At 52.3% G+C, this 23,036-nt stretch carries 16 protein-coding genes, 1 pseudogene and 1 riboswitch; of the genes and pseudogenes, 5 read left to right on the forward strand and 12 right to left on the reverse strand.

The window, feature by feature from the left end; genetic code table 11:
- Nucleotides 1–266: 266 nt before the first annotated feature.
- Nucleotides 267–1,835, forward strand: a complete 1,569-nt coding sequence (locus ACHHV8_RS28155; protein ID WP_395162650.1) for an IS1182 family transposase — start codon at nt 267–269, stop codon at nt 1,833–1,835.
- Between the two features lie 143 nt (nt 1,836–1,978).
- On the opposite strand, the gene ACHHV8_RS28160 is transcribed toward ACHHV8_RS28155, so the two are convergent.
- From ACHHV8_RS28160 to ACHHV8_RS28195, 8 genes are all read right to left on the reverse strand, one after another.
- Nucleotides 1,979–2,755, reverse strand: coding sequence for a transglutaminase-like domain-containing protein (locus tag ACHHV8_RS28160; RefSeq protein WP_395162651.1), 777 nt, complete (start codon nt 2,753–2,755; stop codon nt 1,979–1,981).
- A gap of 14 nt (nt 2,756–2,769) precedes the next feature.
- A riboswitch (cyclic di-GMP riboswitch) is annotated at nt 2,770–2,862 on the reverse strand.
- 69 nt (nt 2,863–2,931) lie between these two features.
- The gene (locus ACHHV8_RS28165; RefSeq protein ID WP_395162652.1) at nt 2,932–3,642 is read right to left on the reverse strand and encodes a class D sortase; all 711 of its coding nucleotides are present in this window, start codon (nt 3,640–3,642) and stop codon (nt 2,932–2,934) included.
- 94 nt (nt 3,643–3,736) lie between these two features.
- The gene (locus ACHHV8_RS28170) at nt 3,737–8,458 is read right to left on the reverse strand and encodes a SpaA isopeptide-forming pilin-related protein (RefSeq protein ID WP_395162653.1); all 4,722 of its coding nucleotides are present in this window, start codon (nt 8,456–8,458) and stop codon (nt 3,737–3,739) included.
- A gap of 758 nt (nt 8,459–9,216) precedes the next feature.
- Entirely contained in the window at nt 9,217–10,455 is a 1,239-nt protein-coding gene (locus ACHHV8_RS28175; protein WP_395162654.1) for an MFS transporter, read from the reverse strand.
- A gap of 205 nt (nt 10,456–10,660) precedes the next feature.
- On the reverse strand, nt 10,661–12,046 hold the full coding sequence (locus ACHHV8_RS28180; protein WP_395162655.1) for a hypothetical protein: 1,386 nt from the start codon (nt 12,044–12,046) through the stop codon (nt 10,661–10,663).
- A gap of 32 nt (nt 12,047–12,078) precedes the next feature.
- The gene (locus ACHHV8_RS28185) at nt 12,079–12,387 is read right to left on the reverse strand and encodes a hypothetical protein (RefSeq protein ID WP_395163707.1); all 309 of its coding nucleotides are present in this window, start codon (nt 12,385–12,387) and stop codon (nt 12,079–12,081) included.
- Nucleotides 12,377–13,621: an extracellular solute-binding protein gene (locus tag ACHHV8_RS28190; RefSeq protein ID WP_395162656.1), complete on the reverse strand. Its 1,245-nt coding sequence runs from the start codon at nt 13,619–13,621 to the stop codon at nt 12,377–12,379. The genes ACHHV8_RS28185 and ACHHV8_RS28190 overlap by 11 nt, the downstream gene beginning before the upstream one ends.
- 153 nt (nt 13,622–13,774) lie before the next feature.
- A complete protein-coding gene (locus tag ACHHV8_RS28195) occupies nt 13,775–15,925 on the reverse strand; it encodes a helix-turn-helix domain-containing protein (RefSeq protein ID WP_395162657.1) in 2,151 nt (716 codons plus the stop codon).
- Between the two features lie 218 nt (nt 15,926–16,143).
- Here ACHHV8_RS28195 and ACHHV8_RS28200 point away from each other — a divergent pair, with 218 nt between their 5' ends.
- The 3 genes from ACHHV8_RS28200 to ACHHV8_RS28210 all read left to right on the forward strand — a co-directional run bounded on the left by ACHHV8_RS28200 (nt 16,144) and on the right by ACHHV8_RS28210 (nt 19,484).
- Complete coding sequence (locus ACHHV8_RS28200; protein ID WP_395162658.1) at nt 16,144–17,106, forward strand: ABC transporter permease; 963 nt, start codon at nt 16,144–16,146, stop codon at nt 17,104–17,106.
- Between the two features lie 68 nt (nt 17,107–17,174).
- Entirely contained in the window at nt 17,175–18,035 is an 861-nt protein-coding gene (locus ACHHV8_RS28205) for a carbohydrate ABC transporter permease (protein ID WP_395162659.1), read from the forward strand.
- 72 nt (nt 18,036–18,107) lie between these two features.
- Nucleotides 18,108–19,484: a hypothetical protein gene (locus ACHHV8_RS28210; protein ID WP_395162660.1), complete on the forward strand. Its 1,377-nt coding sequence runs from the start codon at nt 18,108–18,110 to the stop codon at nt 19,482–19,484.
- A 214-nt stretch (nt 19,485–19,698) separates the two neighbouring features.
- Here the strand turns inward: ACHHV8_RS28210 and ACHHV8_RS28215 are convergent, their stop codons facing one another.
- The 3 genes from ACHHV8_RS28215 to ACHHV8_RS28225 all read right to left on the reverse strand — a co-directional run bounded on the left by ACHHV8_RS28215 (nt 19,699) and on the right by ACHHV8_RS28225 (nt 20,952).
- Nucleotides 19,699–20,121, reverse strand: coding sequence for an SRPBCC family protein (locus tag ACHHV8_RS28215; RefSeq protein WP_395162661.1), 423 nt, complete (start codon nt 20,119–20,121; stop codon nt 19,699–19,701).
- Nucleotides 20,118–20,447 (reverse strand): ArsR/SmtB family transcription factor, encoded by a 330-nt coding sequence (locus ACHHV8_RS28220; RefSeq protein WP_395162662.1) that lies wholly within the window; start codon nt 20,445–20,447, stop codon nt 20,118–20,120. The genes ACHHV8_RS28215 and ACHHV8_RS28220 overlap by 4 nt, the downstream gene beginning before the upstream one ends.
- Before the next feature lie 82 nt (nt 20,448–20,529).
- The gene (locus ACHHV8_RS28225) at nt 20,530–20,952 is read right to left on the reverse strand and encodes a DoxX family protein (protein ID WP_395162663.1); all 423 of its coding nucleotides are present in this window, start codon (nt 20,950–20,952) and stop codon (nt 20,530–20,532) included.
- Nucleotides 20,953–21,250: 298 nt separating this feature from the next.
- On the opposite strand from ACHHV8_RS28225, the gene greA reads away from it, so the two are divergent.
- The gene (greA, locus tag ACHHV8_RS28230; protein WP_395162664.1) at nt 21,251–21,724 is read left to right on the forward strand and encodes a transcription elongation factor GreA; all 474 of its coding nucleotides are present in this window, start codon (nt 21,251–21,253) and stop codon (nt 21,722–21,724) included.
- A 170-nt stretch (nt 21,725–21,894) separates the two neighbouring features.
- On the opposite strand, the pseudogene rlmN reads toward greA, so the two are convergent.
- A pseudogene (rlmN, locus tag ACHHV8_RS28235) lies at nt 21,895–22,957 on the reverse strand (dual-specificity RNA methyltransferase RlmN).
- Between the last annotated feature and the right edge of the window lie 79 nt (nt 22,958–23,036).

Consider the following 23,036-nt stretch of genomic DNA (forward strand, 5'->3'; position numbering starts at 1 on the left):
ATGCTTTTTCCCATAACTGACACCTCCGCAAAATCGTTAGTTCTATCCTATCTTCTTCTCTTATTAAACAGTAGAGCAAAAATCGGTAAAATCGTTTATTACTCATTTAAGCTCTTATCCATCATTAACCGGCATAAGAAAAAAGAGGGTGTCCCATAAGTCATTAAATGACTGAGGGACGCCCTCTCATTTTGTACAACAAAAAGAAACCTACCTTTGGTAAAATGGAAGTACCACCCACCATTCACATAAAGGAGAGGTTTCTTTTGTACATTCAATATACCATGGATCAACTTTGCCTGCCAATGGATTTAGAAGAGGACATTCCAGCAAACCACCTCGTTCGCGTTGTAAACACTGCCGTCAATCGTCTCGACGCCGCTATCTTCGACGCCGCTTACCCCGGAGGCGGACGAGATAGCTATCACCCCAAGATGTTAACCAAAGTCATCATTTATGCCTACACACAACGCATCTACTCCTCTCGCCAGATTGCCAAGGCTGTCCGTGAAAACATCATGTTTATGTGGATCGCAGGCAGGCAGCGCCCGGACTTTCGTACCATCAACCGCTTTCGTTCGGAACGAATGAAAACTGTACTGGAGACTGTGTTTACGGCCGTTCTTCAATTCCTCGCAGAGGAGAACTATGTGCAGTTGGAGCATTACTTTGTGGACGGCACGAAGATCGAAGCCAATGCCAACCGCTATACGTTTGTTTGGGGAAAGGCTGTCGTGAAGCACAAGGCCAAGCTCCAGGAGAAAGTCCAGACCTTGTTCGCCGCCATTGAAGAAGCTGAGAGGCAAGAAGAAGGAGCACATGAGGGCAGGGATCTTCACGAGCTGGGAGAGTCATCTGCCATCACAAGTGAAAAGCTGGCACATGCCGTCAAGCAGTTGGAAGAGCGCCTGCAGGAGAAGCCTAAAGATAAACCGCTAAAGAAGGCGGTGCGTGCGCTCCGCAAGGACTTGCTTCCGCGGCTCCAAAAGTATGAGACACATGAGATCATCTTAGGAAATCGAAACAGCTACAGCAAAACGGACCATGACGCCACATTTATGCGAATGAAAGAAGACCACATGCGAAATGGCCAGCTCAAGCCGGGTTACAACGTACAGATTGGCACTGAAAATCAATTCATTCTCGGCTACAGCGTTCACCAGCGGCCGACCGATACGCGCTGCCTCATCCCTCATCTGGAGAAAATAAAATCACAGTTCGGCAAGCTGCCACACACCGTCATCGCTGATGCGGGCTATGGCGGTGAGGAGAATTATGACTATTTGGAGCAGAACAAAGTCGAAGCCATTGTAAAGTACAGCACGTACCATCGCGAAAAAAGCAAGGCATGGCAAAAGGACATCAGTAAGATCGACAACTGGACCTACAACAGCGAGCAAGACACGTGGACATGCGCAGCCGGACAACCGCTCCATTTTCGTAGGGTAAGTAAGGAAAAAAAAGAAAGTGGGTATGAAATCGAACACAGGCATTACCGAAGCACCAGCTGTGAGGAATGCCCGCTGAAACCACAGTGTACGAAGGCCCAAGGTAACCGTGAGATCAAAGTCAGCATGAAGTATTTGCGGCTAAAGGGCCAAGCAAGGCAAAAGCTCCGCAGTGAAGAGGGTTATGCCCTGGCAGTGAGGCGCATGATCGAGCCGGAGCCTGTGTTTGGTGATATGAAAAACAACCGAGGATTTAGAAGATTTCTGCTTCGTGGCTTACCAAAAGTAAGTCTGGAGGTCGGGTGGCTTTCCCTTGCCCACAATCTACTTAAGAAAGCTGCAATAGATACCAAAAACCAAGGAGCTAAGCGAGAACAGATCGCATAGCTCCTTGGTTTTTTCGAATGTCATCTTATTTTGTTCCAGAGGGTGTCTCCAAATTTACTTTTGGGACAGCCCCTTCTTCAAAATTTGGATGTGATGCGCATCCTATTAATTAATATACTTGCGTGATCGTATAATTCGCCGGGTCACTTCAGGATCGGGGGCTGCTCGCCGTTTTGCACGCGTGCTGCGTCATATGTCGGATCTACCGTCACCCATGTGCCGCTGTCTTTTAAATAAACCTGATTCCATGCGTGATAGGTTTCAGGGGCGCTGGCCTCATAGCCCATAACCAAGCGCGTCGGAATGTTTAAGCTTCGGGCCATAGCTGCCAAGGTGGCGGCGTAATCGTAGCAGATACCGGCAGATGCATCGTAAACGGCATCCAGGTTTGGAATATAGTCATTGCTGACGCTTTGTGCTTTACCATCATCATACTTGATCGTTTGAGTAATGTAAGTGTAAATTGCGGTCACTTTTTCCATGTCCGTCATGCTTTCATTCGTCAGCTTCGCTGCCTCGCCAACAGCTTTCGTGCCGCCGTTCCAGTCGATGAGCGAGATGGATTGCAGATACACGGCATTTTCATCCGCTAGCCGCAGCTCTACATTTTCTTTCGTAACCACTTTATATTTGTTATCCGCTATCAGCTCAGCGACCATAACCGTATAGGTGCCGTTGCCTAATTGCAGCGGGTAATGCGCCCCATTGATAAAACGGTAGTCATAATGGGCATCGTCTTTCGAGATGCGGACTATAGTTTGGACTCCATCGCTTTGCGGACCGTTAACCGTAATGATTCCTTTATCCAGAACACTTTTATCCAGCGAAAACGCTGCGGATGCAGAGGCTCCTAAATTTTGAATTGGCGACAAAAACAAAAGAACCGCAAATAAGGACATTGCGAGCACTTTTTTAAACATAAAAAAGCTCCCCTTTCGGTAACTGGCTGCCATCTTAGTCACTGCTGACTAAGGAAGGCCCTATAGCTTTGCGTCTTCAGCTTTCACTGAATTTGCCTTTATCGGTTGAAAGCACCGAAATTATATTTTTTTATAGACGTATTATAGCATATGCCCTTTTAATTGAATAGATTTTATTACTTTTCTACTAGTTTACCCTTAATGACGAGACGGTGTGTAGGATTTTGCATAGGATGGCATGTGATCAGCGTAATTTCCTTGTCCCTGCCGTTTCCCTTCAGAACCCATACTTCTTCCGGCAGCACATACAGCTTCTCCTGAACCTGATACCAATACTGCTGCGTCCCCGTGTCTACCTCGATCCGATCTCCTATTTCGACTTCATCCAGCCTATTGAAGTTTTTTCCGTAGGTCAAATTTCGATGACCGGCAATGGCATAATTTCCAACGGCCCCTGCTTTGCCCGTGTTGGCGATGCTGGCAACAGACAGCTTCAGATTGTCCACAGTAGCATCCGTCAAGATAGGCAGCTTCAGCCGAATCTTATCGATGATTAAAACACCTTCGACATGACCCGGCAGCGCGGATTGCTGCGTCTGGCCCTGCGTCTGGCCCTGCGTTGGCTCCTGCGGCGGCTCTGTCTCGGCTCTCAACAGCTGCGGGCCCAATTCAACCGCTCCCGCGTTTGTCGAGAGGGGAACGGCTGCAGCCGGCGAAAGATTGGCTGCAGCCATCTCAGGCGCCGTATCGATCTGCTTCAGATTCTCCGTCCACTGCTTCATTATTTTCTGCTGCCGGTAGCTCTCATAACGGTCGTTAAGCGTAGGATAAAGAAGTACGAGAATCCCGAGGAATATACATAGCATCGGCACAATTTTTTTTATCATCCGGCCCTCCTCCCGCAAACCAAGCGGCTGCTTATTGTGGAAAAAAAATCTGCCGGCCGCCGGCCGACAGACTTGTGAAAATAAGATCAAACAGCTATGCCTTCTTCGTAAATTTCCGATGTAAGGCCAATCCCAAAAGGATCAAGAAAAGACCGGACAGCTCTACAACAGTATGGCTTGCTTCTCCTGTCTTCGGAAGCATTTCTCCTGCATTCCCCTTATTTGGCGAGCTGCCGCTGCCAAGGGGTACCTTTCGAACATCCACGTTAATCAATAGATCCGACTCATTGCCATCCTCATCCTTGATCACCACGGTAATTTGATCCGTTCCGACAAAGCCCGGATTAGGCGTATAGGTCCAATGCCCGTCAGGATCGATCGTAGCCGTCCCGTTCTCCGGCTGCTTGTTAATGACGGATAATCCTCCAAGAGGCACATTTATGCTGCCGTCAATCGGAATATCCTGCTCCGTCGTCTTCTCATCCGCTGCCGGCACCTGTGTTGGTACTGGCTCTGGTGCTGATGCTGGCGTTGGTGACGGCTCTGGTGCTGGTGTCGGTGTTGGCGCCGGTGTCGGTGTCGGTGTTGGTGTTGGCGTCGGTACTGGTGTCGGTGTCGGCGTTGGTGTTGGCGTCGATCCCGACCCCGACCCAGATCCAGATTTTTGCTTATTAACTACTGTCAACTGAATGCCGGCGGCCGACGCAATCGTAACCGGATATTCCTTTGTATCCAGCAGATAGCCAGCCGGCGCTGCCGTTTCTTTTACTACATAATCTCCCACAGGCAGCGAATCAAAAACGACCGTTCCACTCGCATCCGTCGTTTTCGTCCCGAGCAGGATTAAGTCCGTTCCCGCTTTTTGATACAGCTCAAAGGTTGCCCCGCTGAGCAGCTGGTCGGTTTGGGCTGCATTGACCTTTTTCACGGTCAATGTTCCTGTGATCGGAGCCGGCGGGGGCGGCGTAACGACCTTCGCGTTTACCACGGTTAACTGGTAACCGGCCGCCGATTGAATCGTTACCGGATGCTCCAACGCATCCAGCATGTAGCCGGCTGGCGCTGCCGTTTCCTTAACCGCATAATCCCCTGTGGGCAGGGCGTCGAAGACGGCCGTTCCGCTCGCATCCGTCGTTTTCATACTGAGCAGCGTCAGATCGGAGCCTGTCTTCTTGTACAGCTCAAAAGTCGCTCCGCTGAGCAGTACGCTGCTGTCCGCGCTATCCGTCTTCGTAACGGTTAGCGCGCCGACGACCGGGGCCGGCGGTGTCGGTATTTTGTCATTCGAAATCGTTAGCTGATAGCCGGATGCCGATTGAATCGTTACCGGATGCTCCAACGCATCCAGCATGTAGCCGGCTGGCGCTGCCGTTTCCTTCACCACATAATCCCCTGCAGGCAGGGCATTGAAGACGGCTGTCCCGGTCGCATCCGTCGTTTTCGTACTAAGCAGCGTCAGATCGGAGCCTGTCTTCTTGTACAGCTCAAAAGTCGCTCCGCTGAGCAGTACGCTGCTGTCCGCGCTATCCGTCTTCGTAACGGTTAGCGCGCCGACGACCGGGGCCGGCGGTGCCGGTATTTTGTCATTCGAAATCGTTAGCTGATAGCCGGATGCCGATTGAATCGTTACCGGATGCTCCAACGCATCCAGCATGTAGCCGGCTGGCGCTGCCGTTTCCTTCACCACATAATCCCCTACAGGCAGGGCGTCGAAGACGGCCGTTCCGCTTGCATCCGTTGTTTTCATGCTGATCAGCGTCAGATCGGAGCCTGTCTTCTTGTACAGCTCAAAGGTCGCTCCGCTGAGCAGCACGCTGCTGTCCGCGCTGTCCGTTTTCGTAACGGCTAGCGCGCCGACTACTGGAGCCGGCGGTGCCGGTATGACGATTTTGTCATTTGAAATCGTTAGCTGGACGCCGTCCGCCGTTTGAATGTTTACAGGATATTCCCTGGAGTCAAGCACATAGCCGGAAGGAGCCGTCGTCTCCTTGACGATGTAGTCCCCCGCAAGCAGCTTCTTGAAAATAACCACTCCGCTTGCATCGGTAGTCAGCGTGCTGATCAGAAACTTGTCCGAGCCGGATTTGCGGTAAAGCTCGAACACAGCTCCGCCAAGCAGCATCTGGCTGTCCGCGCTGTCCACTTTCTTGACAGTCAGCGATCCCCTGACGCCGCTAATCGTACCTGATCCGCTAGTAACGCCAACTACAATACTTTTCGTATTATCCTTGGTGACCGTAATAGTATTATTGCCGCTAAATTCGACTTTGTTGGAGATCGTATCCTGGTCTCTAGCCACAATTAAAGACTGATACTCAAGAATAGCTGCGGTCGAAAGCTGCTTCAGGAAGCTGAGGACGAAGCTCTGCTTTCCATCATCATCCGTATTAATCTGCAGCGTATAGTCTGTACCCTTGATCAGCTCCGCCCCTTTGGCTACTGTTCCGTTAGCAACTACAACGGTCGTATACAGCTTGAACGTATTGGGCAGCAGCAATTGATTGTCGGATGGCGTATCGGTTATTTGGGCATCGGCTAACGTGGACTGCCCTCGGTTGATAAGAACTGTCCATTCCAGCTTGTCGCCGTTCTGTTTGCCGTTCTTGCTTACATATTCCCCGCCATTAGGAATGCTCACCGTGGCGGTTAAATTTTTGGATACAGGTACAGCTCCGTCGAATACGGCGGCCGTATTGCTTACGCTACTGTCAATGAGTCTTCCATCAAGACTTGTTTTGAAAATAATGTGATAGGGAGAGGCAATCGGCTTCAAAAAGGTAACGGTCAGCTTATTGTCATTGTCAACCGTATAACTGTAATAAGTGCTGTCGACGACCGTTCCTTGCGAAGGATTGCCATTGGCCGCAATGACCATATTGTACACAGCAAGAGAATTATCGACCAGCTTCTGACCGGCCTGCAGCGTATCTTCAACGAGGGCCCCGGCAAGCGGCTTGCCGTTATAATTCACGCCAACCGTCCAAGTAAGCTGCTTCTTTGAAGCGTCATAGCTTCCGTTTTTAAATCCGTTGTTCTTCGCCTCGCTGCGGGGATCAAATGTCGCGGATACACTCTTCGTTTGCGCAGCCGAGGCATCGTCTATCCAATCCAAAGCAGCGTTGTTAACGAAACTCGTCGCGTTATTGATGAGCCAGTCCATGTTAAAATCCGTTTTGTAGCTGATCGTGACAGGACCGTTCAATACTTTGTTAAACGTAATGGTAAAACCTTGATCCCCCGGCACCGTGCTGTCGATCACGTAATCCGATGGGCTCATCGGACTGCTTCCTTCCTTTACGGCTATCGTCCCGGGTTGGAGGCGAAGGCCTTGGTTAGGAAACGTATCCGTTACGACCACATTGCTCATCAAATGCTTGTCCTGGTTTACCGAAATGCTCCAGGCTACTGTCTTGGCGGCATAATCCACCGTTCCGACGCTTTTGGTAATGACCACTTGGTTTATATTTTGGGTAACCGTCTTGCTGCTTCCGCTTCCGGAGGTTACCTTATTGGTAATCGTTGTACCGTTCGTCACGCGCGAGACGGCTTTCGTCTGGTACTTGATTTTATAAGGAGCTATAACATCCTGATGAAATTGAAGCTTAAAGCCGGTTTGGCCGGAGGCCGTCTCCGGAGTCACCGTGTAATCAGCTGCGGGCAGCTCCGCTCCAAGCGTTTCCGTCCCGCTCGAATTGATCGTTACCTCGTAGACATGGATGGAATTGGCAACCAGCTCCTGTGAATCGTTGAACAAATCCGTTACGTAAGCCTCGGCCTGAGCAATCGTTTTTTCGTTATAGTTGTACTTGATTTCCCAATCTACCGTTTGCGTGGAGGAATCATACTTGGCTGCCGATTTATCCAGAGCCGTTCCGCGCTGTACGTTAACCGTCGCCGATGCATTCACAGACGACCGGTTGGTGCCCTCAAACGAAGCCTTGTTAACGAAAGAGGTCTTGTTCATATCCGTGATCGGGGTCGTGAATTGAATCCGGTAAGCCGTACGTATAGGACTTTCCGTAAAATTCAGCTTCAGGACACCGCCTGCCGTGCTCACCGTATAATGGGTGCTGTCGACCGGCGCTCCCTTGACTACGGTACCGTCCAGATTTACATCCAGATCATAGACCGCAACGGTAACGGGAACGTCCAATCCCGCTGGAATCGGATCGGTAACGACGGCATTCTGAACGGCCGCCAGCTCTTTGTTCACATCTACAGTCCAATCGATACTCTTCGCGTTATAACCGTTCGGCGTACCGTTTTTGCCTATGGTCGACGCCACATTCGGCTTAAAGTGAAGCGTAAAGATTTGATCGCCGGAACGAACGGGAATTTTGATCACCTGCGTCGTGCTGCCTTGAATGACTTGAGTGTCAAAAAGCGTTTGAAAGGTCAGCGTTCCCCGAACATCCGATAAATTCTCGATCGTCTCCAGCGTCATGACAACCTCATGCGTATCCTTGTAAACAGTGAATTTTCCGATAGCTCCCCCGTTGGATAGAAGCGGCTGCTCGGGAATGTCATTGTAAAACTTGAACTCCTCGGGCAGCTTGAACGTATACGTATCCCCGTTCTTGTATCCATGTCCGTTCGGCAGAGACCATGTATAATCCAACTGCACCTTGGAACCCTGCTCGTAAACATTCTCTGTGACAACATGGCCTGACTTGTCGTAGACCGCCATAGACACGCTGTCAATGATACTGCTGGAAATCGCAGCTGCATAGGCCTGCGGACTGCATCCAAATGCATTCAGCAGCTGCAGCAGCATCATAAGAACGACAAGCAGTGTGCTTGTCTTTTGCTTCAGCATTGCCTGCTTAACACCTCCGTTCTCCTCTCGTCAGGATCAAAGCGGCCTGTTCGGTCGCCCGGCTCCTGCCATTTCATCGACTAAGCTCCGAATTTGTATTATTGCATACAAGGCTCGCATCCGTTCCTTTTAACGAGCCTCTTCGCTTCAATCACCCCTCTCAATAAAAAACTCCGGATTGTAAATAAATGGATTACAGACGTGAAGAACGCCATGTCCTCAGAGGAGATACGGTTGTTGTTCAGCATGATTGCGGCCAAGCTAATTTGCAATGAGACAGGGGTGGCAGAGCTGCGCATGAGAAACCTCTTAGCATCGCTAAGAGGTTAGGGCTCTGCATCCATAATTGAACTGTGGACAATTAAAAAATATATTACCATGAGGTGGAAATTACATATTCCACCTATTGACATGTAATGTCGCGATTAGACATTTCCGGCTCGATTTCGATGAAAATATACAACTTTTTTACTATTTTATTATACTGTCTTTCCCCCTTTTGTTACAATTACGTCCCGTATTTATAAAGAAAAATTGATAAACTATCGTACACTTTCTATTACTTTATTACTATAAAAGGCTGCGAGGCGGGAGGCTGCTAAATAAAACCTGGCCGCCAATCGCCAGGTTTTACTGTCTAGAAACTTCTAAATTTGTGTGATATCCGGTCAGATATCTTCCTCCAGCCCGCTGTTGAAATCCGCGATTGGGATGAGAATTAGATGACCGGGCACGGCCGGCCTGCGGCTCGTGTAGATTTACGCGGGCGTTCCCGCTTCAAGCCGCTGCCGTTTCCGTTCCATTCGCAGCGAGACCAGCAGCAGCGCTGTGCTGGCTACAAAAGCCGCGGCGATCAGCACGAACGGCAGGCGCGGGTCGACCGAATAAGCCCAGCCTCCGATCAGCCCTGCAGGGGAAATGCAGGCCAGAATGAGGACGGATACAATCGAGAACAGGTGCGCGCGCTGCTCGCCCTCGATCGCGTTCTGCACCGCCGCCTCCATATACGGATAAACGAGAATGCTTCCGGCAGCCGCAAGCATCGTGCTCAGCACGATATGAAATACATTGCCGGGCACAGCAAAAATAATCAGCGTGTTTGCCGCCAGGCAGGCCAGCAGGCCTGTCAACATAAACGCCCCCGATCGGTTCGGATTCAGCCGGGGAATCACGAAGACCATCAGCAGCAGGGTGGCTGCCGAGGTGACCGCCGGGAACCAGGCGATGAACGACTCGCCAAACGATAAGTAGCGGATTAAATAAATCGACAAGTACGTCGAGCTCATGGTCAGCTGGAATTGATACAAAATATAGACGCCCAGCATCCACAGCAGCGGTTGATTGGAAACAATCTGCCGAACCGCGCTCCAGGAATCCTTCATTAAGAGCGACCATTGGAGCGCCTTCTTCTCCTGACGGATCCGCAGGCCTATTTCCGTTTCATGTGTGGCAAAATGACGTCCGATAAACATAAGCGTCATGCTGATAAAAGCCATGCCGTACATGATCCTCACCGCAGGCACAAGCGTATAATGACTGACGAGCAGCCCGCCGAGCGGAGCGAACAGGCCGCTGACTACGCTGATAAACTGCAGCACCGTGAACACCGTCGCCCTTTCCTTCGGCTGGGTATCCTCTACGAGAAGACATATCCAGGCGGTATGGGGAACCTTCTGGAAGCTGTTGATGACGGCGGCCGCGACGAAAAACCAGACATTATCCGCGACAAGCCACAGTAGAGTGGCCAGGCTCCAGCTGAACAAATCGTACAGCAGCAGCGCTTTTCTCCGGCCCAGCCGGTCCGTCAAATGTCCGCTGATCAGCGACGTGCCGATTTGCAGCACGAGCCCGAGCGAGGTAATCAAACCGATCTGGCGTTCCGTGACGCCAAGCTCCAGCATGTAAACGGTTGCATATGTAACGAACAAGCTGTACGGCAAAATAAACATAGGTTCATAGATGAGACAGCCTCTTGCATTTCCTTTTAATCTCAGCATGCTCGTTCCCCTCCAATTCAGAAGCTGCCGTCGTATAGGCACGACTCTATGATAGCTCCATTGGAGATAAAAGGAAATAGTGCTGAAGAAATAAGGCAGACTGTTCTCCAAACGAATGGGCCGATTCAAGCAAAAGAGCGCCTCCGCCCCTTACTTCAGCAGCTTGGGCTGACGCAGCGCAGAAGACGCTCCCTGCTTCAATGGTTTACAGCCCGGCTACAATGTACAGATTGTAGCCGATCGCGTACAGCCGCTGGCACGCCTTGTAGTACGGATGGCTGTACCGCTCCAGCGCCTCGGGCCGTCCTCGGCGTTCCGGTTCCGCCCAGATGGTCACCGTGCCGTCCGGCTTGAAGGACAGGATCTGCTCTCCGGGCAGATCGAGCAGCTTCGACGCCATCGCGACAGTGCCGCCGACACTGCCGTACGAGACGCCGTGGCGGTCGAACACTTCACCGTCTCCGGCCGGCATGCCGCGCACCAGCTCGTGATAGCCGTCGCCGTTCAGATCGACGGGAATCGTGCGGTACACCTGGAAGGGCAGCTTATACGGCTGCCCCGTCTCGGCATCGTAGATGAACTCATCCATGTTCTGATGGAAGCGGCCGTCCGGGCCGCAGGTCTTGGCACCGATCCGGATCGCCATCGTCACATGGCTCCGGTCGTCCTGCAGGCGGGCGGCCCAGCCGATATCCATGTGGCCCTGATCCACATCGCCCCATTTGCGGCGGCCCTGTTCGTCAAACATCACCACACGCGGCGTAGCGGCGGGATCGGACTCGCGCACGGTAAACAGCGACCAGCGGTCATGCTTCCGGTTCAATATCGGCTGGACGACATCGGAATGCCCCGCGTAAACGTCCCTGTCGGCGCAGAACAGCTCTTGGCCCGTATCCAGCTCGATGCACCGTTCGCCCCACATCAGCTCATCGACCCCGTCGCCGTTCAGATCGATCACCGGCGTCACGTGGCTGCCCCGGGCCCCCGGGTCTTCCTTGCGGATGATATGCTCCCAGCGGGACGTCATATCCGGCTTCCAGCCCTGCAGGTACATGCTCCAGTAGGTGCCCTGCGCCGTCACCAGCACCGGCTCGCCGTTCGCATAGCCGCCGACGATGAAGTTGCGGAACGTGCAGCTGAGCGGCTGCTCCTTGCCGCCGTCATGCGGCCAAGGCCATTGGCCGGTCGTCTCTCCCGTTCTCGCATCGAGCCGCTCCAGCCGGTAGAACGGGACGGCAAACGGATGCTGTTCGTTCAGGTTGTTCACGAACCACAGCTCGTCGACCCCGTCACCGTCCAGGTCGAACGGATAGACCGGGCAGAACCAGATGCCCGGCACGACCGTCTTGCCTAGCTCCCGCTTCCACAGCACTTCACCGTCTTCGGTAAACAGCATCATTTTCAGCGTATCCGTCGGATAGAAAAACATGTTGACCGAGGGGTCCACATCAAAATCAGCAGCATAGACGGCGAGGAAAGCCTTGCGCTCATCACCCAATGCAACGGGAATCGCCCGCAGCTGCCCGAGGTTTTGTCCGACGGAAAATTCCAGCACCTTCTCCAGCTTGATTTGCTTTGTTGAACTTGTCATTGTTCTTATCCTCCTTAAAAGTGAACTGAGCCTTATTTCAAAACGGTTTTGCCTTCCGTGTTATACCAGTTCGTCCAGAACGCTATAGCCTTATCTCCCCCTGAAGATTTAAACCGATTGACATATTCATCCCATGTTTTGTCCACATCGGCGTTCCCCAGAATGGCCTTGGTTGTGTATTCACTCGTAATCTTGGCCAGATTGAAGCCGGAAAGCTCCGGATAATACGGCAGTGCGGCACGCAGCAGATCGGGCTTGCCGATCTTGGCCGCCAGCTCAAGATTGTCCACGGCCTCCTTCGGATAAACTAGTCCGATGTATTTCTTCACGTCATCCGTCAATTGCCCGGTTCCGCACCAGCGAGAACGACCAGTGGATCGGCGCCAGCTGCTGCTGCGTCAGTTCAATCTGTCCGTTCGTTTCCTTGTAGTTAAAATCCGGTACCCCCAGGAAAGAATATTTCATTCCTTCCGGCGAGACGGCCCAATCGAGAAATTTCATCAGCTGATCGATATTTTTCGTCGTCTTCGGAATCGCCACATAGTGCCGGTTCAAGCTGGGATAGGAAAAGCTCGCCGGCTGGCCGTCCGGCTGCAGCGGCAGCGGCACCGCAATGTACTGGCTCATGACCTCCTTCGGAATCTCCAAGCCGGAAGGATAATGCCAGAAGCCGGAGATGACGCCGTATTTCAGCGACTTGAATTTCTGCTGGAAAATCGGCGACGTCACGGTCGGAAATTCGGGATCGAGTATTTTCTCGTTCACCAGCTTGTTCATAAACTTCAGAAATTCTTTGTATTCCGGCGTAATTTCCGGCGGGGTCACTTTGCCGTCCCGCAAGGAGTAGGCTTCCGCATTAAAAGCCGCCTTGAACACCCGAGCGCCGTTGTCTACGCTGTTCGTCGTCAGCAGGCCGAACGTATCGTTCTTGCCGTTGCCGTCCGGATCGTTCAAGGTAAAGGCTTTCATTACTTGATAAAAGTCGTCGATTGTTTTCGGAACGGGCAGCTGCAGCTTATCCAGCCACTGCTTATTGACGTAGACGACCTGGCTTAGGCCATCCGGGCGGCTGTAAGGGAATGCGAACACTTTCCCTTTCTCGGTCACAGGAAGCCAGGAATCCGCGGGCATCACCTTTTTGATATTCGGATATTTGGCCGTATCGTTAATGTAGGGCGTCAAATCCGTCAACAAGTCGTCTTTGGCGTACTTCATAATCAAATCACGGTCGCTGACGGCAAAAGCGTCCGGATAGCTGCCCGAGGCCATCAGTACATTCAGCTTGTCGACATACCCGGCGGTCCCAGGAGAATCGAGCACGACCTCGACGCCTGTCTTCTCTTTCAGAAAGCGGATGTACTCGTTATCCGTCAAAGACATCCCCTTCGGATCGACATTATAGTCAAACATGACTTTGAATTTGTAGGCCTCCGTCTTCGCCCCGTTCGCCTGGCCGGCTCCCTGGCCCGTTCCCGCCTCACCCGCTTTCGTCCCGCTGCAGCCCGCCGTCACCAGGCAGGCTGACAGAACCAGAAGCGCCGGGGGTACCGCCCATGAGCCCCTTTTCTTTTGCATACGACTTCCTCCTCCGTTAGCTTAGGATGCATCCGCCCGCTTCCGGCGAATGTAACCCCATTGTTTCTTGGTGCGGAAAAAATCGCAATGGACATTCCTTCGGGTTGTGTAGAAATCTTTGAAACCGGCGTGTTCATTTCCCGCCTGGAGTTTTTATACATTGCGTTTGGCCATCGCTTTGCTGCGGTATTCGCTTGGCGTGAACAAATGGAGCTTTTTGAAATTGCGAATGAACGAGTGCACGGTTTCGTAACCGCACATCTCGGAAATATGCTTGATGGCAAGGCTCGGGTCCTCCAGCAGCTGCTGGGCTTTCTTGATGCGAAGCTGGTTTAAATATTCCACAAAGCCGCATCCGAACTCGTGCTTCATTAAAGTACTGATATACGAAGCATTGACGCCTAACGAATCGGAAATCGTCGTCAGCGAAATCGACTTGTCATAGTTCGCGTGTATATAGTCGACGATCAGCTGCAGCGTCTTGTTGTTGGATCCTTTGCGCGAAGCGAGGCAGGCGGATATTTTCCCGGCCACCTGCAGCACGTAATCCGTTTTGTCCTGAAGAAACTCGTAGCCGTACATTTTCATAAATAAATCTTCCTGAACGATTTCGGACATGTCCAGCCTTTGCGCAAGCGCCGTCTTGACCATGCCATATAAAACGTTGGAGAAGAATGCATTCAACCGGTCCAGCGAAAACCGTTCTTCATTGACAAGCCGATCGACGCCTTCCCTTAAATGCGCCTCGAACGACTCGGTCTGCCCTTCCCTAAGCAGCTGGCACCATTTGCCGATATCGGCGGAGGCTGCTCCGCCCGCGGAATCGTCCGTCCTTCGTGCGGCAATGTCCCCGTAGTGAATGATGCTGTGCTTGCCGTAAATGGTCTTGAAGCCCACGGCCTGAAGCGCCTCATAATAACCGCAGTGGACCTGATTCATGCCTTCATGGATGCGGCTGATGCCTGCACAGATGGTCAGGCTGCAGCTGTCGTAAATCTCCTTTTGCAAATACCGGACCGTGCCTTCCAGCTCCTTCATCGTGGCCTCCCCTTCCATGCCTTCGGGCTCGGCAACGAGAATCGCGATTTTTTCCAGCTCCGCCTTGACCGCATAGCAGGGATACGATGTCATAAACGTCCATTTGATCGCGTTATAGACGGTTTTATCCATAAAATAGCGTTCTTCCTGCTTCATGCTGAGCAAATAATTATAGAAATCGTCAATCTGAAAGAGGATCACCCTAAACCGCCCGGAAGGAAAACGAAGCCCCATCTCCGACATCTTATCCCGGATATCCGGCTCCTTCAGCTTGCCGCTCATGACATTCAGAACGAATTGATGCTTCATATCCTCAAGGTTTCTATTAAATGAAAGCTCCAGCCGCTCCATAGGCTGCACATACAGCCTCCGCATAGAGCTGTAGATCAAATACGTTAATCCCATCAGTACGCAGGTCAGCACAACGAGCAGATTTCTGCGCTGCTTCCAGGAGGCGGACAGTTCGATCTGCGGAGTGTACGAAAGAATATTCCACTCGCCGTCGGTTTGCCCAGAAGCCGTCACATAGTACTTCTCCCAGCGGAACGGCTGGCCGGCAGCCAAGCTCGCCGAAGGAAGATGCTCCAGCGACAATATGCTGCCGTTCGCGTCTTTGCCTTCACGGGTGGCCAGCACCCGTCCGTCCTTGCCGCTCAGAACCATACCGAAGCTGTCAGGTGTCGCATCGAACAGCTTGCGTTCGTCAATGTTGATGGCTGCGAGGCCTCTGTCCCCAAGCGGACCGACGAACGTAATAATATCCTTTTTGTGGAAATAGCCTGCCTTTTCTTCTCTCTTGCCGACCCAATGGCCGTTCTTCTCGTTAAATTCGGTGAAAAGCTCCTTCTCGGGGAATTGGTCCAGCGTCGTAAATTCATGATTGGACGCAAGCACGGTGCGGTTGACTTTACTGTAGATATAGACGGAGACGATCATCGGATTGCTGTTAATGATTTTGAGGGAATTGTCCTGCACCTCGCCAAGCATGTACATATTGGAGATCAGAGGTTTCGGCTGGGACAGCCATTCTCCAAGCACCTTATCCAGCGTGAGCTGATAATAGATCGATTGGACTTGCTTCTCCAGCATAAAGGAAAGGGATACTACATTCTCGTGCGTGCTTTGGAACGATTCCGCAAACCGTTCCGAAGTATCGCGATGCATTTTCAAAAGGTTGACGGCATACGAGAGCACCGCCATAAACAGAACGACCATCGCCAGCAGCATCAGCTTTTGTCTTGGCAGCTTCAGGCCATTCAGGCTCATTCGCTTCCCCCTTAATTGTACGTATTCTGTATAAAGTAAACGCTCTCATGGCATGATTATAACATTTTACACATGCCGGATAAGGTATATTTCTTTGAGTCAAAAATTTATCCAAGCCGAAGCTAGAATTATGTACACTATCCCGCATTTTATCCATTTCCCTGCCGAAGATGCGGCTCTATACTGAAGCCAACATCCGATAGGGAGGAGAGTTACGCATGAAAGCTTTGACAGAAACGCAAAGCCCCGCGCTGAAACGGACCCGGAGCAAGCCCCTGGCGTCCCTATGGCACAGTGCAGGCAAGCACAAATATTTGTACGCGCTCCTGCTTCCAGGCTTGCTGTGGTATTTTATTTTCCGGTACTTGCCGATGTACGGGGTACTGATCGCTTTCAAGGATTACAACTTTTCCAAGGGCATCTGGGGCAGCCCCTGGGTCGGACTCAAGCATTTCGAGTTCTTGTTCAGCAACCAGGATTTCTATTCCATCGTACGCAATACGCTGGTCATTAATTTGTACGAGCTGCTGTTTGCGTTTCCGGTGCCCGTCATTCTGGCGCTGCTGCTGAATGAAATGAAGAGCGTGCTGTTTAAGCGAACGATTCAAACGGTCGTTTATTTCCCCCATTTCCTCTCCTGGGTCGTCTTCGGAGGCATCATTATTCAGCTGCTGTCTCCGAATGAAGGCCTGGTCAACAATGTACTGCGTTCTTTCGGAATGGAGCCCGTATTCTTCCTGAGCAAGTCGGAATATTTCCGTCCGGTCGTCGTCCTTTCCTCTATTCTGAAGGAATCCGGCTGGGGGGCGATCATCTATTTGGCGGCGCTCAGCTCCCTCGATACGGAGCAGTACGAAGCGGCCACCATCGACGGTGCGAGCCGGTGGCAGAAGCTGGTCTACATCACGCTGCCGGGGATACGTAACACGATTCTCATTATGCTGATTCTTAAGATCGGCTACCTGCTGGACGTCGGCTTCGAGCAGATCTATATCCTGTATAACCCGTCGGTCTATGACGTCGGCGATGTGCTGAGCACCTATATTTACCGGGTCGGCCTGCAGAGCGCCCAATTCAGCATTACGGCGGCCATCGGCCTGTTCCAGTCGGTCATCGGCTTCATTCTCATCTGGAGCACGAACCGGCTCGCCAAAAAATACAGCGAGGTTTCGCTCTGGTAAGACGATGCTGTCAATGAATGAAAGCTATCTGATGATTTCCCATTTAACTCATGAAAGGAGCCGCCGCTATGAGACTCAAGCTTTCGGCAGCCGTCTGGATCGGCGCCGTACTCATCGTATTCGCGATTCTGACCTTTCTTCCGTTCTATTACGTTATGCTGGCCTCGGTCAGCGACTCCAATTTAATCCGGGAAGGGGAGCTGATGCTGGTACCGAAAGGCTTTAACCTCAAAGCCTACGCGTTAATTTTCGATAACGCCCAGTTTCTGCATTCTTTTCTTGTGACCGTAACGCGGACAGTGCTGGGACTCGCCGTGAATCTGCTGCTGCAGCTGACCGTCGCCTATGCGTTGTCCAAACGGTATTTGCCCGGACGCAAAGCGTTCATGATCTACATCATCATTACGATGATGTTCAACGGCGGGATTGTGCCTACCTTCCTCATTGTCAAAGCGACCGGGCTGATCGATACGATCTGGGCCCTGATTATCCCTACCGCCATCAGCACATGGAACGTTATTCTGCTGCGCACGTTCTTCGAGAACGTTCCGGACAGTCTGGAGGAATCGGCCAAAATCGACGGTGCGAACGATATTTCCATCTTTGCGAAAATATATTTGCCCCTGTCGCTTCCGGCCATAATGACCATCGGGCTGTTCATTGCCGTGTTTCATTGGAACGCCTTTATGGATGCGGTCATTTATACGAATTCCGCCGACCTGAAGGTGCTGCAGCTGTTCCTGCGGGATATGGTCATTCAGATGGAAATGGCGGCGCTGATGGGCGATCTGTCGGCCATGAGCGAGGTTTCCTCGCTTTCGATCCGTACCGCTTCCATTTTCCTGGCCTCGCTGCCGATTATCGCGGTATATCCGTTTATTCAGCGGTTCTTTATCAAAGGCGTCATGGTTGGCGCGGTTAAAGGATGATTATGTAAAATTTTTACAAATTTAAATTGAATTGAATGTATTACACCACTTTATTGGAGGAGGCTTAAGGCCATGGCTCAACCATCCATCGAGCTGAAAAAAGTTCTGGAGCTGTCCCTCGGCTCCGAAATCGGCATGCTTCGGGCGTTTCCCGTGCGAATCGGGGAAGGACGCAAAGCGATCGCCGCCGTCTACAGCCGCGATTTCGATATCGATCCGTATTACGAAATGTTCTTTTTTCCGACGGATACGCTGAAGCTGACCGTGTTTACCCAGGAAGGCGAAATCTTATGGACACGGGATTTCGGACCGACGGTCATTCCCGGCATCTGGTTTTGCCCGGTATATCCGTTTGATCTGGACGGGGACGGCGTGGACGAAATCTGGTATGTGAACAACCTGAACCCGGTCCACCAGCTCAGCCTGCAGAACAGCTGCCTGGAGCGGCTGGACGGCCGCACAGGTCAATCACTGGGGCAATACCCCTGGGTGTATCAGGACACGCAGCAGACGCTCTCCACCCAATTCCGCAATTTTATCGCCGGCGGACAGGTGCGCGGGGAGCCGGTGCTCGTGACCGCCCAAGGCACCTATGGCAACATGTACTTGCAGGGCTGGAACCGCGATATGAGCTTACGCTGGGAATTCCGGGTCGGCAAGGACGATCCCGGGGCGCGAGGAAGCCACTTATGTCCGGTAGTTGACATCAACCAGGATGGCGTGGACGAAATTTTCTGGGGAGAGCGCTGCGTGGAGCTGGACACGGGGCGGGAGCTGTTCTGCGCCGACCGCGACACCTACCGCGGCCACTCGGACATCATTCAACCGATGCGCGATCCGGCTTCGGGAGCGTGGAGCTTCTACGCGATCCGCGAGGGCGACCCGGCCGCTTCGCCGCGCGTGCTGCTCTACGATGCGGCAGGTGCGCGCCGCTGGGGCGAGGTCGGCCATGGCCACATGGACATGGGCTGGACGGCCCGCCTGAAGGACGACGGCGGCCATGTCGCCATGGCGATCCGCATCGGCGCCAAAACCTGCGGTCCGGATGGCCGCTTCCATCAGGACCGCGACGAGTTCACGTTCGACGCCGTGAACGGAGAGCCGTACACGCTGCCGTTCAGCGTGTACCGGACGATCCCCGTCGACCTGAACGGCGACGGGTTTCACGAGCTGGTCCGCGGCGTCCCCGGAGGGGACGGCGAGGTGCTCGACCGGCACGGCCGTTCCTTCGGCCGTGTCGAGGGCACCGTCGCGATGGCGTCGCGGTTCATGGAGCTGCCGGGCGAGCAGCTGCTCTGCTTTTACCCCGACGGCACGATCCGCGTCTGGGCGGACGCGAACGCCGCGGACAGCGGGCAGGCGCTCGCGCGCTACCGCGATCCGTTCTACGAGAACAGCCAGCGGCTGACCGGCGTCGGCTACAATTTGTGCTTGATGTGCGGGCTGTAGGAAGCCTTGAGCCCTGAAAGCAGCAAGCCTTCCTTACTATTCTAATTAAGTCAATAGTAAACTGGCTTAAACTAAAAACCCGCGGCAGTCCGGACCGAAAATAAGGTCTGGGGCTGCCGCGGGTTTATTTAATCAACGAAACTCTGTCAGCTCATTCGACTGCCGTTCCCGATCATTTAACATGGGGACAGACTGCTACTATGCCTAAATACGTTTATGGCACCAGCACCTTTTCAAGCTCGCCGCACCATTTAGTCCAGCCATACTTGGCGCCTTCGAGTCCTTGAGCATTCAAGAATCCGGTCTGCTCAAGATGAAGGTTAACCTTGCCGTCCCCTAACTCCTGCAGCGTCCAGGTGACTGTGTGCTTCTCCCCTCCACTGGCCCAAGTATAGGACAAACGGTTCGGCGCCTCCACGATGAGCACCTCCCCGTCAATGACCCCATTCCACCACTCGGTCGGCTGAGTACGAAACTGAAAACGATGCCCTACGACAGGTTTAAAATCATTCTCCATCGCCTGCCCATTGTGGATGTTGACCACCCACTTGGCAAGCTTGCTTGAATCGGTTAAAGCGGACCAAACCCTCTCGATCGATGCCTTATATTGAAAATCCAGGGATAATGCTAAGCTCATTCTTCTTCCTCCTCTAATAGCTGGTTTAAACGCTGCATGTTCGTACTCCAAAACTTGCTGTAGAAAGCTACCCAATCTTGAATTTCACTAAGGGGATAGGCGTTTAGCCTAAACCGCGTTTCTCTGCCAACTTTTCGGTCAAGCACCAGTCCGGCCTCTTTCAAGATGGTCAAATGCTTGGATACCGCTGTACGGCCCATTTGAAATTGTGCCGTTAGTTCATGAAGCGGTATCTCCTCTGCCTCCGCTAACAGACGGATCAGCCGCCGCCTGGTTGGATCTGCAATCGCATCGAACACATCCCGTAACGGATTGTTCCCGGTCACAACAGCCCCTCCATAAATAGTATTCTCTGTCGTAAAAATTTACGGGCGGTGCGGAGGGACAGCCGTTCATTGCACCACCTCCTTAAAGCTTGCGGTTCTTCGGACGCAGCATCCACGAGGCGATATTTAGTGCAGCATAGAAAAGCGGAAGCATAATATGAAACCCGTAATCACCATAGTCGTTAGCAAACGCGTGAGATAAGGCCGCACCCGTCATTAAAAAGAAAATTCCAGCGTGTACCCATTCTTTCAGCCGTGGAAAACCCGGTACGACGAGAGCGACGGCTCCGAGCACCTTCCACAACCCGAGAATGGTCAAAATGTATAACGGGTAACCAAGCTTCGTGACTAACTCGACGTTTCCCCCATACTGCATCAGCTGCCCGGTCCCGCTTAACATCACAGCTGCTGCAAGCATCAAGGTGACTGTCCAAAAAGCCGCTGTTTTTCCTTGGAACCGGATTTCCGCTCTACCGGTTGTTTCCGCACCGATAATCCTGCTCATTTGTGTCCTCCTCGCCATAGTTTCAAAGTGAAACGGATTCAGGCTATAAGCTTTCCAAATAACTAAGCAATTATTAGACACCATTTGGTGTCGGTTTAATTATATGACACTGTTTGGTGTCGTGTCAACCCTGCTTTTGAATTCCACCTGCCCACTGTCAGTCGGCGATGTGCGCTAATTATAGATTGCATCTCATTTCGCTTCTTCATTAATCGGTTATGAAAGCCATTTCGCATCCTTGCCTGGAATAGTGTACAATGAGGGGAAGAACTATTACATTTCAGGAGATGTCCACGCTATGTCTAATGACGAAATATTGTTAACTCCGGAAGGTCTGCTCAACCTGGAGCAGGAGCTTGAGGAGCTTAAAACCGTAAAACGCAAAGAACTGGCCGCCCGGATTAAAACGGCGATCAGCTACGGCGATTTGAAGGAAAACAGCGAGTACCATTCCGCCAAAGAAGAACAGGGCTTTATGGAAGGCCGGATCATCACCATCGAGCGAATGCTGAAAAAGGTGAAGGTGGTACAGCATATCGATACCTCCGTTGTTCAAGTAGGCTGCAACGTGATCCTATACGATGTCGAATTCGCCGAAAAAATCGAATACAAGATTGTAGGCCCTTCCGAAGCCAACGTCAACGAAAATAAAATTTCGTATGAAAGCCCGTTAGGAGCGGCGCTGATGGGCAAAGCCATCGGCGATAAGATCAAAGTAAACGCCCCGATGGGCGAGATTACTTACGAGCTGTTGGAAATTAAAGCCCAGTAGGGAAGCTTCCCGACTCAGGGCCCTTCCGCAAAGCATCCCTTGTGAAAGAAGCGGCTCGTTCTGCCGCTTCTGAAGCGCAAAAAAGAAACCATCGCTTCCCCGTTCTTGGCCGGGAAGCCGATGGTTTCTTTTTTTGAATGTACAGGATGCTGCCGTTCCTGCTTTTGAGATTAAACCGAAGCTTTAATCTGCTTGCTTCGCAGCTGGCCGCAGGCCGCATCGATATCCGTTCCGTGCTCCAGCCGCACGCTGCAGCTTACCTGCTGCTTCTTCAGCGTGTCATAGAACGCCCGTACCGACGTCTGCTCGCTCCGCTGATATTGACTATGCTCATCCACCGGATTATACGGAATCAGATTCACATTGACCAATGGACGGCGATCGGCGATCAGCTCCGCCAGCTCCAGCGCATGCTCCTTCCGGTCGTTCACATCCTTGAGCAGGATGTATTCCAGCGTCACCCGCTGGTTCGTCTTGGCGAGGAAGTAATCGATCGCCTCCATCAGAGGCGCAATCGGAATCGCCCGGTTGATCTTCATGATCCGGGTGCGCAGCTCGTCATTCGGGGCATGCAGCGAAATCGCAAGATTGACCCGCAGGTTCAAATCGGCGAATTCTTTAATTTTGCCGGCCAAACCGCTCGTCGATACCGTAATATGTCTCGCGCCGATAGCGAGTCCTTTATGGTCGGTCACCACCTTCAGGAAATCGATCAGGTTGATGAAGTTATCGAACGGCTCCCCGATCCCCATCACGACAATATGGCTGACCCGCTCTCCGTTCCCCGCGCCGGTCCAGGTAAAGCTGCACCTTCATGATCTGCTCTACGATTTCCCCGCTCGACAAATCCCGGCTCTTCGCCAGCAGACCGCTTGCGCAAAAGCTGCAGCCGATGTTACAGCCTACCTGCGTCGTCACGCAAACCGACAAGCCGAATTTATGCCGCATCAGAACGGTTTCGATCAGATTGCCGTCGCTCAGCCTGAACAGAAATTTAACCGTACCGTCCGCCGATTCCTGCTTCGTATGCTCGCTCATCGACTCCATATAGAAATGGTCTTCAAGCAGCCGTACACAGTCGGCATGCACCTCCGTCATTTCAGCGAAGGCCTCGGCCCGCTTGCGGTACAGTCCGTCCCATACCTGCGAAGCGCGGGACTTTTTATATCCATGCTCCGCCAACCATGCCGCCAGCTGGTCGAAGGTGAGCCCATATATAGATTGCTTATTCATGCGTTATCCTCTTTTCAAAAAGCTTTCTGCTAACAGCTTCGCCGATTAAGCGAAGCCTGAACCCCTACGGGTACAATTG

It is taken from the genome of Paenibacillus sp. TAB_01 (assembly GCF_043945595.1).
Lineage (GTDB): Bacteria > Bacillota > Bacilli > Paenibacillales > NBRC-103111 > Paenibacillus_S.

Excerpts from the sequence above, each read along its gene's own strand:
- ACHHV8_RS28170 (WP_395162653.1), bottom strand. The coding sequence starts at position 8,458 with ATGCTGAAGCAAAAGACAAGCACACTGCTTGTCGTTCTTATGATGCTG.
- greA (WP_395162664.1), top strand. The coding sequence starts at position 21,251 with ATGTCTAATGACGAAATATTGTTAACTCCGGAAGGTCTGCTCAACCTG.
- ACHHV8_RS28200 (WP_395162658.1), top strand. The coding sequence starts at position 16,144 with ATGAAAGCTTTGACAGAAACGCAAAGCCCCGCGCTGAAACGGACCCGG.
- ACHHV8_RS28195 (WP_395162657.1), bottom strand. The coding sequence starts at position 15,925 with ATGAGCCTGAATGGCCTGAAGCTGCCAAGACAAAAGCTGATGCTGCTG.
- ACHHV8_RS28210 (WP_395162660.1), top strand. The coding sequence starts at position 18,108 with ATGGCTCAACCATCCATCGAGCTGAAAAAAGTTCTGGAGCTGTCCCTC.
- ACHHV8_RS28160 (WP_395162651.1), bottom strand. The coding sequence starts at position 2,755 with ATGTTTAAAAAAGTGCTCGCAATGTCCTTATTTGCGGTTCTTTTGTTT.
- ACHHV8_RS28175 (WP_395162654.1), bottom strand. The coding sequence starts at position 10,455 with ATGCTGAGATTAAAAGGAAATGCAAGAGGCTGTCTCATCTATGAACCT.
- ACHHV8_RS28215 (WP_395162661.1), bottom strand. The coding sequence starts at position 20,121 with ATGAGCTTAGCATTATCCCTGGATTTTCAATATAAGGCATCGATCGAG.
- ACHHV8_RS28180 (WP_395162655.1), bottom strand. The coding sequence starts at position 12,046 with ATGACAAGTTCAACAAAGCAAATCAAGCTGGAGAAGGTGCTGGAATTT.
- ACHHV8_RS28225 (WP_395162663.1), bottom strand. The coding sequence starts at position 20,952 with ATGAGCAGGATTATCGGTGCGGAAACAACCGGTAGAGCGGAAATCCGG.
- ACHHV8_RS28205 (WP_395162659.1), top strand. The coding sequence starts at position 17,175 with ATGAGACTCAAGCTTTCGGCAGCCGTCTGGATCGGCGCCGTACTCATC.
- ACHHV8_RS28165 (WP_395162652.1), bottom strand. The coding sequence starts at position 3,642 with ATGATAAAAAAAATTGTGCCGATGCTATGTATATTCCTCGGGATTCTC.
- ACHHV8_RS28190 (WP_395162656.1), bottom strand. The coding sequence starts at position 13,621 with ATGCAAAAGAAAAGGGGCTCATGGGCGGTACCCCCGGCGCTTCTGGTT.